Origin of the sequence: Roseiarcus sp. (genome assembly GCF_052145395.1) — a bacterium.
GTDB lineage: Bacteria > Pseudomonadota > Alphaproteobacteria > Rhizobiales > Beijerinckiaceae > Roseiarcus.
Map to the genome: position 1 here is coordinate 1 of NZ_JBKQOT010000644.1, position 9,982 is coordinate 9,982.

At 66.3% G+C, this 9,982-nt stretch carries 11 protein-coding genes and 1 pseudogene; 9 read left to right on the forward strand and 3 right to left on the reverse strand.

All coding sequences use genetic code 11. From position 1 onward, the window contains the following. Window positions 1–159: 159 nt before the first annotated feature. Window positions 160–810, forward strand: coding sequence for a DedA family protein (locus ACLP25_RS22200; RefSeq protein WP_442471312.1), 651 nt, complete (start codon window positions 160–162; stop codon window positions 808–810). Between the two features lie 59 nt (window positions 811–869). Here ACLP25_RS22200 and rnd read toward each other — a convergent pair whose 3' ends face one another. Further along, the gene (gene rnd, locus ACLP25_RS22205) at window positions 870–2,048 is read right to left on the reverse strand and encodes a ribonuclease D (protein ID WP_442471313.1); all 1,179 of its coding nucleotides are present in this window, start codon (window positions 2,046–2,048) and stop codon (window positions 870–872) included. Between the two features lie 9 nt (window positions 2,049–2,057). Next, window positions 2,058–2,774, reverse strand: coding sequence for an alpha/beta hydrolase (locus ACLP25_RS22210; protein ID WP_442471314.1), 717 nt, complete (start codon window positions 2,772–2,774; stop codon window positions 2,058–2,060). A 249-nt stretch (window positions 2,775–3,023) separates the two neighbouring features. Between ACLP25_RS22210 and ACLP25_RS22215 the strand changes: the two genes are divergently transcribed. The 8 genes and pseudogenes from ACLP25_RS22215 to ACLP25_RS22250 all read left to right on the forward strand — a co-directional run bounded on the left by ACLP25_RS22215 (window position 3,024) and on the right by ACLP25_RS22250 (window position 9,434). After that, entirely contained in the window at window positions 3,024–4,187 is a 1,164-nt protein-coding gene (locus ACLP25_RS22215; protein WP_442471315.1) for a cysteine desulfurase family protein, read from the forward strand. Window positions 4,188–4,279: 92 nt separating this feature from the next. Further along, window positions 4,280–4,674, forward strand: a pseudogene (gene rpoZ, locus ACLP25_RS22220) (DNA-directed RNA polymerase subunit omega). A gap of 246 nt (window positions 4,675–4,920) precedes the next feature. Further along, window positions 4,921–5,505, forward strand: coding sequence for a cold-shock protein (locus tag ACLP25_RS22225; protein WP_442471316.1), 585 nt, complete (start codon window positions 4,921–4,923; stop codon window positions 5,503–5,505). A 68-nt stretch (window positions 5,506–5,573) separates the two neighbouring features. Next, entirely contained in the window at window positions 5,574–6,074 is a 501-nt protein-coding gene (locus ACLP25_RS22230; protein WP_442471317.1) for a DUF192 domain-containing protein, read from the forward strand. A 110-nt stretch (window positions 6,075–6,184) separates the two neighbouring features. Then, complete coding sequence (locus ACLP25_RS22235) at window positions 6,185–7,249, forward strand: Ppx/GppA phosphatase family protein (protein ID WP_442471318.1); 1,065 nt, start codon at window positions 6,185–6,187, stop codon at window positions 7,247–7,249. Beyond that, window positions 7,246–7,971, forward strand: coding sequence for an RlmE family RNA methyltransferase (locus tag ACLP25_RS22240; protein ID WP_442471319.1), 726 nt, complete (start codon window positions 7,246–7,248; stop codon window positions 7,969–7,971). The genes ACLP25_RS22235 and ACLP25_RS22240 overlap by 4 nt, the downstream gene beginning before the upstream one ends. 565 nt (window positions 7,972–8,536) lie before the next feature. Continuing rightward, window positions 8,537–8,830, forward strand: a complete 294-nt coding sequence (locus ACLP25_RS22245) for a hypothetical protein (RefSeq protein ID WP_442471320.1) — start codon at window positions 8,537–8,539, stop codon at window positions 8,828–8,830. A gap of 349 nt (window positions 8,831–9,179) precedes the next feature. Next, window positions 9,180–9,434, forward strand: coding sequence for an acetyl-CoA hydrolase/transferase C-terminal domain-containing protein (locus tag ACLP25_RS22250; RefSeq protein ID WP_442471321.1), 255 nt, complete (start codon window positions 9,180–9,182; stop codon window positions 9,432–9,434). A 203-nt stretch (window positions 9,435–9,637) separates the two neighbouring features. Here ACLP25_RS22250 and ACLP25_RS22255 read toward each other — a convergent pair. Further along, window positions 9,638–9,982: CHRD domain-containing protein (locus ACLP25_RS22255; protein ID WP_442471322.1), on the reverse strand; the 345-nt coding region annotated here is incomplete at its 5' end.

Consider the following 9,982-nt stretch of genomic DNA (forward strand, 5'->3'; position numbering starts at 1 on the left):
CAGTTCATGATCAAGGCGGCCTTCGGCGGCGTTCGCACCCCGAAGGACGTCTCCATCGGCCTCACAAGCATCGCCGAGGCGGCGGCGAAGCCCGCGCGCCGGAAGGTCCGAGCCAACGCCCGGCGCCTGACCGGGGCGTAAGGCTTAAGCCGCGCGGGCATGTCCTTCGTCCACAACCTGCACGAATATGTGGCGACCTATGGCTACCTCGCGATCTTCGCGATCGTGGGGCTGGAGAGCGCCGGCATACCGATGCCGGGCGAGACCATCCTGGTCGCTGCGGCGATTCTGGCCGGGCAGGGCAAGCTGCATCTCTGGGGGGTGATCGGCGCGGCCGCGGCCGGCGCCATCCTCGGCGACAACTGCGGCTACTGGGTCGGTCGGGAGTTCGGCTTTCCGATCGCCTATCGCTACGGGCGCTATGTCAACCTTGATGAGCGGCGGCTGAAGCTGGGGCAATACCTGTTTCTCCGGCAGGGCGGCAAGATCGTGTTCTTCGGCCGGTTCGTTGCTGTCCTGCGCGCCTTTGCCGCTTTTTTGGCCGGGGTGAACCACTTCGACTGGGAACGGTTCTTCCTGTTCAACGCGGCCGGCGGGATCGTCTGGGCGACGATCTTCGGCTCCGGCGGCTACTGGCTCGGGCGCGCTTTCGAGGACTACGCCAAGCCGGTCGGGATCGCCGCGCTCGTCGTCGCCGTCGTCGCCTTCTTTGTCGGGGCGCGTTTCGTGCGCTACCACGAGCAGCAGCTCGAGGAGGAGGCCGAGCGCGCCTTTCCCGGCCCGCTCGTCCGCCCGAAACTTCCGCATTAGCCGACCCGCCGGATAACCGCCGTTATTATAAAGGCGTCGTCCCGGCGATGAGGCTGTGGTCATGCCTGCTCCGGCGGCCCCTCGGCGTCCCGCCACTCCAAAGTGACGACCTTGCCGTTCTCCACCGTCAGCGCCAGCCGGCCGTGCTTCAGCTCCAGCGCCCGCTGGCCGAACAGTTTGCGCCGCCAGCCGGAGAGCGCCGGCACGTCGGCCTTGTCGTTGCCAGCGATCGCCTCGAGTTCGTCGACGGTCGCAATCAGCTTGCCCGCCACCCCACTTTCCTCGCTCACCTGCCTGAGCAGCACCTTGAGGAGTTCCACCGTCGCGGCGATATTCGCGCCGTTGCGCCGCTCGCGCTCGATCTTGGGCAGCGTCTTGGGATCGCGCGCGACGCCTCGCTCGATCGCCTCGAGAATCTCGGTGCCGGCGCGCGATCGCTCCATTCCGCGCGGGAAGGCTCGAAGATTGGCGAGCGCCTCGACGCTCCGGGGCGCCGCGAGCGCGAGTTCGATCAGCACGTCGTCCTTGAGAACGCGCGACCGGGGAACGTCGCGCGCCTGCGCCTCGCTTTCGCGCCAGGCGGCGAGTTCCATCAGCACCGCAAGATCGCGCGGTTTGCGCGCGCGGCCCTTATAACGCTCCCAGGCGCGCTCGGGATGCTGTTCGTAGATCTCGGGCGAGGTAAGCGTCCTCATCTCGTCGTCGAGCCAGGACTGGCGGCCGGTCGCCGCCAGGCGCTTGGTCAAAGCCTTGTAGACGTCCCGCAAGTGCGTGACGTCGCCGATGGCGTAATCGATCTGAGCCTCGGCGAGGGGCCGGCGCGCCCAGTCGGTGAACCGGGACGACTTGTCGATCGTCACCCGGCAGACCGACTGCACAAGCTCGCTGTACGACACCTGGTCGCCGTAGCCGCAGACCATAGCGGCCACCTGTGTGTCGAACAGGGGCGTCGGCAGGACGCCCGCCAGCTTCCAGAAGATTTCGAGGTCCTGGCGGGCGGCGTGGAACACCTTGACCACCCGATCGTCTGCCATCAGGCCGAGCAGCGGCTGCAGGTCCAGCCCCTCGGCGAGCGCGTCGATAGCGAGCGCCTCGTCGTCGCTGGCCAACTGAACGACACACAGGATCGGCCAGAATGTCGTCTCGCGCAGGAACTCCGTATCGACCGCTATATAAGGATGGCGCGCCAGCCGGAGACAGGCCGCCTCAAGGTCTTCCGTCGTCGTAATCAGCGACACGCTTTCCGCCTATTCGTCGTCGGTGATGTCCTTCGGCGGGACGGGTCGTGCGCGCTCTTTTCGGATCGGCGGCGGCGCATGGCGCGGCATGCCGAGCCGCTTGTCGAGATAGGCACCGACCACGGCCTGGAGGTCGTCGATGCAGTCCTCAAAGAAGTGATTGGCCTCGGGGATCACCGCGTGTTCGATGACGATGCCCTTCTGGGTCTTCAGCTTCTCGATCAGCGCGAGCACCTCCTTGAGCGGCGCCACCCGGTCCTTGTCTCCGTGGACAAACAGGCCGGACGAAGGACACGGGGCGAGAAAGCTGAAGTCGAATCGGTTTGCAGGCGGGGCGATGGAGATGAAACCCTCGATCTCCGGACGGCGCATGAGAAGCTGCATTCCGATCCAGGAGCCGAACGAGACCCCCGCGATCCAGCATGCGCGCGCCTCCGGGCTGATCGATTGCGCCCAATCGAGGGCGGAGGCGGCGTCGGAGAGCTCGCCCTGGCCGTGGTCGAATGCGCCCTGCGAGCGGCCCACGCCGCGGAAGTTGAACCGCAGGACCGAGAACCCGCGGTCGGCGAAGTTGTAGTACGTGTTGTAGACGATCTGGTTATTCATCGTTCCGCCGAATTGCGGGTGCGGATGAAGTACCACCGCGATCGGCGCGCCCCTCTGCTTGGCGGGATGGAAACGGCCTTCCAGCCGACCGGCCGGACCGTTGAAGAAGACCTCGGGCATGTAGACTCCAAAAACCTGTCCGCTGGCTCCAACACTCGCCCTTCCTCGTTCAGGGACGAACAGCGCGCCTTGCGGCGCGGGCGCTGCGCGCTTATGTCTCGGCTCGGTCGACGGGAGGCTCGCCTCGGAGGCGCCTCATAGCACGCAATGCGCCCGAGATTGCAAGGAAAAACCGTTGGGGTCGCGCGCCGGTGCCTCAGCGGCGCCCCGGTTGCACACGTCGGAGACGGAATGGCCGCGGCGAGGCCGATGACGAGAACCTATCTTGACTACAATGCGACCGCCCCGATCCGGCGCGAGGCGCGCGCGGCTGTCATCGCGGCGATGGAGGCGACCGGCAACCCATCGTCCGTGCATGCGGAGGGGCGGGCGGCTCGGCGGATCGTGGAGGACGTCAGGGGGGGCGTCGCGAGCCTCTGCGGTGTCGCAGCGCGTTGCGTGACCTTTGCTTCCGGGGCGACGGAAGCGGTAAACGCGGCCCTTAATCCCCGTTTCGGGGTCGGGCCGAAGGAGTCTCCGATCGAGAGGCTGATCGTCGCGGCCGGCGAGCATCCATGTGCGCTCCACGGTCATCGCTTTCCGCTCTCGACGGTAGAAATGGCGCCCCTTTGTCCCGACGGGCGCATCGATCTCGACTGGCTGGCCGACGCTTGCGGCAGACCGGGCCGGGCGTTGCTTGCCCTGCAAGGCGCGAACAACGAAACCGGGGTCGTCCAGCCGGTTTCCGAAGCCGCGGCGATCGTTCACGCGGCAGGCGGACTTTTGTTCTGCGACGCCGTGCAATTGGCGGGGCGCGTTTCGTTCAACGCCGCCGCGCTCGGCGCCGACGCCCTTGCGCTCTCCGCCCATAAGATCGGGGGGCCAAAGGGAGCGGGCGCCCTCGTCGCAGCGAACGTCGACCTCAGCCTCGGCGAACCGCTGATCCGGGGCGGCGGACAAGAGCGCGGCGCGCGGGCCGGCACGGAAAGCGTGGCGTCCATCGCCGGGTTCGGTGCCGCGATTCGCGCTTGCGTGGCCGACATGGCGGAAGAAGCGCCCCGGCTTCTTGCGCTTCGCGAACACCTTGCCGATCACGTTCGCGGCGCCGCGCCGGACGCGGTCATCTTCGGCGAGTCGGCGCCGAGGCTGCCAAACACCCTCTGTTTCGCCGTCCCGGGGATCGAGGCCGCGACCCTCATGATCGCACTCGACCTCGCCGGCGTTGCGGTCAGCTCCGGTTCGGCTTGTTCGTCCGGCAAGGTCACGCCGTCTCATGTGCTGGCGGCGATGGGCGTTGCGCCCGATCTTGCGCGCGGAGCAATCCGGGTCAGCGTCGGATGGGCGTCGACGGACCGCGACGCCGAGCATTTCGCCGAAGCCTTCTCTGGGGCGATCCGCCGCATGCGCGCCGGACGGGCAGCCGGCGCAGTCTGACCGTTTCCGGTTGCGAAACTTGCATCCTGCCTGCCCAGGGTGTAGACGGCTCGTTCGAATCCCCCGTTTTTTGCCTATTTGAAGGAGTCTCCATGGCTCGCGTCACCGTCGAGGATTGCATCGAGAAGATCGACAATCGGTTCGATCTCGTCCTTATGGCCAGCCATCGCGCCCGAGCGATTTCGTCCGGCTCGCCGATCAGCGTCGCTCGCGACAACGACAAGAACCCGGTCGTCGCGTTGCGCGAAATCGGCGACGGCAAACTGTCGCCGGGTGATCTTCGCGAGGACCTGATTCACGCCCTGCAAAAACATGTGGAGGTCGACGAGCCTGAGGCCGAGGCGGCGCCGCTCATGGTAATCCAAACGCGCAGTCGCAGATTGAGATTGGCGCGGAGCCCCAGTTTGACCGCATGACGGAAGAAGACCTCCTGCGCGGGCTGGAGGGTCTCGCGCCTCCGCCGGAACCCGAAGAAGAGGGCGAATAATCCGCGCGGCCGAGGCCGCATCAGTCCCGCCGGTCCGGCGGGATTTTTTTTGCCTTTCACAGCCACGCTCAAGTTTCGCATGATGTCTGTATTCAATGCGTCGTGATTTGCTATCCTTGGATCAGAGAATCGTTTCGGTTGCGTGGCCGCGTCGGTCGTAGCAATCGGGAGTGCTGTGGCGATCGCGAAGCGCAATCGGTTCGACACGGCGGCGCGGAGCAGCTGACGCGTTGAGTAGGGGGCCGAATGGGCGAGGACGTCATCAGACCGCAGCGTGCGGTTTTGGAGTCTCAGCAGAGCGACGACATTTCGGCGGCGCTCGTAGAAGTCGCTGGCCGCGTCAAATGGTTCGACACCGCCAAGGGGTACGGGTTCATCGTTCCGGACGGCGGCGAACCCGATGTGCTGATCCATGTGACGGTGCTGCGTCGCGACGGGTTCTCGGGACTTCGCGAAGGATCGCGGGTCGTCGCGGAAGCGCAGCGTCGAGAGCGCGGTCTTCAGGTCTTGAAAGTGATTTCGGTTGCGGAGCCCGATGCCGGGTATGCCCCGCTCCCGCCGCCCGCGCGCACGCGCGTCCAGGCGTCGTCGGTCGGCGGCTTCGAGATCGTGATCGTCAAGTGGTTCAACCGGACGCGCGGTTTCGGCTTTCTCACGCGCGGCGAAGGAACCGAGGACATTTTCGTCCACATGGAGACGCTGCGCCGTTACGGCTTCGTCGATCCCAAACCTGGCGACAGCATGTTAGCCCGGTTCGGTCCGGGCCCGAAGGGCCTGATGGCCGCCGAGGTGCGGCCGCTCGACGGCTCACGCATCCTTGCGCCGCACTAAGCAATCGTCATCGCTCGTTGCTTGACTGACTCTTGCTTTCCCCTGAGATTTGGGGTGGCGGGTCGCTCGTGCTCGTACAGCTGAGAGTTCGTGATGGCGCAACAGCGATGAGGGGGTTCGGCGTCCAGTTCCGGGCCGCGGTTGCTCTTCTAGTCCTGAGCGTTGGTCTCAACGCACCGGCTTTGGCCCAAGGACTCGAACCGTTGCGGATCGTCACAGCCAGCGGGGCCCACGATTTCAGGGTTGAAATCGCCGCCGACGACGCGAGCCGGGAGAGGGGCCTGATGAACCGGCGGTTCATGCCCGCCGATCACGGCATGCTGTTCGAGTTCCCGCAGAATGTCCCTGTGTCCTTCTGGATGAAAAACACATACATTCCGCTTGATATGATCTTTCTGTCGCCTGCCGGGGTCGTGACGAACATCGTCGCCAACGCCGAGCCTCTTTCCGAGCGCGTGATCCCTTCGGGCCCGCCGTGCGTCGCTGTGCTGGAAGTTAACGGTGGCGTCGCGGCCTCCCTTGGGATGAAGGTCGGCGACCGCGTCCAGCACGCGTTCTTCAAACCCTGAACCTCGGGCGGCCTCGTTCGCTTTGCATTGTCCGGCAGGCTTGTTAGAGTCGGTCCGAATACAGCCGGCGGATGAGCTTTGCCCATCCGGGCAATCCGAGGTTTTTGGTTTTGTCAGACGTTTTCCCGTCGAGCCCCGCGACCGGGGTCGGCGCGCAGGTGGCGACGACGCAGAATCCGTCCGCGGTCCATGCTGCGGCGACCTACGCGGCGCTTGACCTCGGCACCAACAACTGCCGTCTTCTGATCGCGCGGCCGACCGCCGACGGCTTCCGGGTCATCGACGCCTTCTCGCGCATCGTGCGCCTCGGTGAGGGGCTGTCGCTGACCGGCCGCCTGAGCGAATCGGCGATCGACCGCACAATGGCGGCGTTGCGGATCTGCCGCGACAAGATGACGGCGCGCGGCGTCAAGCGAGCGCGCACCATCGCGACCGAGGCGTGCCGCTCGGCGGCCAACGGTTTGGAATTCGTCGAACAGGTGCGCGAGCAGCTCGGCGTGACCCTCGAGATCGTCGATCGCGAGACGGAGGCGCATCTCGCGGCGGCGGGCGTGGGCGATCTGGCCGACCGGGAAGCCAAGGCGATCGTGATGTTCGACATGGGCGGCGGGTCGTCGGAAATCATCTGGCTCGGCGGCGACGAGCGCGCGCGCCGGCGCCGCGTCCGGGCCTGGGAATCGATGCGTCTCGGCGTGGTGTCGCTCGCCGAGAAGTTCGGCGGCGTTGATGTGACCGACCGCACGTTCGTCGAGATGACGGCCTACGTGACGGACGCGCTGCGGCCTTTCGTCGACAAGGTCGCCGACGAGACGCGCTGCGACCGGTTTCACCTGCTGGGCACGTCCGGCACGGTGACCACCATTGCGGGCGTCCATCTCAACCTGCCGCGCTACGACCGGCGGGCGGTCGACGGATTGTGGCTCGATCGGCGCGACGTCGATGTCGCGGTGGACCGCCTGCGGTCGATGAGCTACGCCGAGCGCGCCGCCAACGCCTGCATCGGGCAGGAGCGGGCGGACCTCGTGCTAGCCGGCTGCGCCATCCTTCAAGCGATCCGGACCCAGTTCCCGGCGGAGCGGTTGCGGATCGCCGACCGGGGCTTGAGGGAAGGCATTCTGAGTCAGCTCATGCGGGAGGACCGGGTCGGGCCGCACCGGCGGGGCTACGTCCGATGACCGGAGGCGGCTCGGGCCGCGAGGGCGGACGGGCGCTGAAGACGCGAGTCAAGACCGCCCGCAAACGCTCGCTCGCCTCGACCCTCTGGCTCGAGCGGCAGCTCAACGATCCTTACGTGGCGCAAGCCAGACGCGAGGGCTATCGCTCCCGCGCGGCCTACAAGCTCCTCGAGATCGACGAGAAATACCGGCTGCTCAAGCCCGGTCAGCGCATCGTCGATCTCGGCGCCGCGCCCGGCGGCTGGAGCCAGGTCGCCGCGGCCAAGACCGGAGCGCGCGACGGCCGCGGACGGGTGATCGCGATCGACCTTTTCGAGATGGACGGGGTCGAGGGGGTCGAGTTCCGCTGCATGGACTTCCACGCCCCGGATGCGCCCGAACGCTTGCGCGAATGGCTCGGCGGGCCGGCCGACGGCGTTTTGTCCGACATGGCGGCGAACGCCACCGGCCACCGCAAGACCGATCATCTGCGCATCGTCGGCCTTGTCGAACTCGCCGCCGAATTCGCCGCCGAGGTCCTGGCGCCGGGTGGCTTCTTCCTCGCCAAGGTGATTCAAGGCGGCGCCGAGGGCGAACTGCTGGCCCGGCTCAAGCGAGAGTTCGCCGTCGTTCGTCACGTCAAGCCGAAGGCCAGTCGGGCCGACAGCGCCGAACTGTACCTTTTGGCGACGGGGTTCCGCGGATCGGTCCGCGAGGGGGTCGAACCATTCGAGCGCGCGTGACGGCCGCCTCGTCAATTTCCGCCATATTGGCGCGCAAGTCTATGAGGAGATTTAAGAAAATTGTCTCAACGGCGCGCTGACCAACGCTGTCGCGGAGGCGCCGCGTTGAGGATGCGGGAGCCGCCTGGAGCGACGCCGAGGCCGGCTGCGGTGGCGGTGACGGTGCAGCTCAGGCGATCTGCCCGTTCCGAGCCGGTTTCGAGCCTTTTCAAGACCTTGCAGCGGATTTTCCGGGCGGGCGTAACGGCCAGGGCGCTCTTCTCGACCCCGTGCTGACCCCGGGCATAGTCCAGGATCGAGCCCGGTGGGGGCGATTCAGGGAACGGAAAGGCGCCCGACGATCTCCTGGATCGCCACGCCGCCATAGGCCGTCTTTCGACGCCCTATGGCGGCTCGCGATAACGGCGCATACGACGATCCAGCGCATCCGCCGATTTTGGCGCCGACTCCATCTTTTCAATGGTTTGGACGCCGAAGCCTGTCCAGATGTCGCGTTGGGTCGGTTCCGCGCCGGCGACCCCTTACGTTGCTCGCTGGCGTAGCCGGGGAGCCAAGCCCAAAGAGCATGCATGCCAAGCCGATGGAGCGCCGAACCCAAGTCCATGCCAACTTCCTGCAAGATCCTCTCATTGCGGTTTTCAATGTTTTCAAGCCGTTGCGTCCGCCGCACGCCGTCGCGAGCGTTGCGCCCCAAGAGGGTCCCTCGGCGCTCGTCTCACGACCGGCTTTCGAGCGCGCCGCGCATGCCGCAGCGGCGGGCGACGAACCCGAACGTCCATTCGCTCTGACAATCACCCGGTATGCGCAGTGGTATTCTGACCCAATAAATCAATATTACCACGAGTTTGGAAAAACATAAATCAATTGGTTGCGTCACGAAGACGCGGGCGCGTCAGGCTGTCCGACGTAGGACGAAGGGATTGCCGCCAACGGCGCGAGCGACGCCAAGGAGGGCAGCGAGGTTCGGTCAAGGCCCAATCCCCGGACTGGCATCAAACCGGCTTCGCGCCGCCTCGCATCTGGCGCTCCGATAGCTCGCCCTCGCGCGGTTATCGGATCCCACTAAGCCGTGCAGCTTGACCATCACGTCCATGCAAAATCCGCATAGCGTCGCGGCACTGCAGGGCCGCGCTCGTCAGCTGCCGACACGGAAACGGCCATTTCGAGCATCGTCCCCATGGCGAGCCACGTCCAAGCACGACGTGCAGGTGATCGTGACCGAACAGGGCCTTGCGGACCTTCGCGGGCTCGCCCCACGGCATCGCGCCGAGGCGATCATCGCCCATTGCGCCCATCCGACCTATCGTGCGGCGCTCGAAGCTTATTACCAGCGCGCGCTGCGGGAATCGCCCGGCCGCCACACCCCGCACCTGCTGACCGAGGCGTTCTCGTTCCTCGACGATTGGAAGGCCAAGCAGGCCGCCGAAGCGCTTGTCAACCCGCACGCGCAGGCTGCGGAATAGAGCGCACGAGCGAGGGCGTCCCGCGCCGCTTGGGCGGCGAGACGCCGCCCCTCCAAGTCAGCGTCTTCCCCCGGTCGGATCCCACTTCTTGTGCGTTTGCCTCACTTGCGCAGGTCGAGCCCCACCCCTTTGTTGGCGAACTCCAGCGTGTAAGACTTCTTGCGCGCGATGACAGGTGAACTTCCCGGCGCGCCGACCGCGTTTCACATCGCCTTTTCAAGCTGGCCGCGGATCTCGCCCGGCTTGTGCTCCGCAGTGTGGATGTTGAAATACATCATGCCGTCCATCAGGTCCTTGGCCTGGGCGTCGGTAAGCGTGGCCGAGCCTTTCATCGGGCTGTCGAGCGGGGCCTTCAGCGGGACCTCGATCGGCGCTGGCTTGCCGACCGGCGCGGGTCCGTGGAAGTGCGCCGCGATAACCGGCCCGGTGAGGCCGGAATAGTCGACCGTCCAGGTCAGCGTCTTGGTCGCATTGTCATAGGTCGCCGCCAGCGTCCCGGTCCCTTTGCTGTCGGTCGGAGGGGTTTCGGCCGGCCCCGTCAGATCGGC

What these genes read in the sequence shown, in the direction of transcription:
- ACLP25_RS22225 (WP_442471316.1), top strand. Translation starts at nt 4,921, where the DNA reads ATGGGCGAGGACGTCATCAGACCGCAGCGTGCGGTTTTGGAGTCTCAG.
- ACLP25_RS22215 (WP_442471315.1), top strand. Translation starts at nt 3,024, where the DNA reads ATGACGAGAACCTATCTTGACTACAATGCGACCGCCCCGATCCGGCGC.
- ACLP25_RS22245 (WP_442471320.1), top strand. Translation starts at nt 8,537, where the DNA reads ATGCATGCCAAGCCGATGGAGCGCCGAACCCAAGTCCATGCCAACTTC.
- ACLP25_RS22210 (WP_442471314.1), bottom strand. Translation starts at nt 2,774, where the DNA reads ATGCCCGAGGTCTTCTTCAACGGTCCGGCCGGTCGGCTGGAAGGCCGT.
- ACLP25_RS22240 (WP_442471319.1), top strand. Translation starts at nt 7,246, where the DNA reads ATGACCGGAGGCGGCTCGGGCCGCGAGGGCGGACGGGCGCTGAAGACG.
- ACLP25_RS22200 (WP_442471312.1), top strand. Translation starts at nt 160, where the DNA reads ATGTCCTTCGTCCACAACCTGCACGAATATGTGGCGACCTATGGCTAC.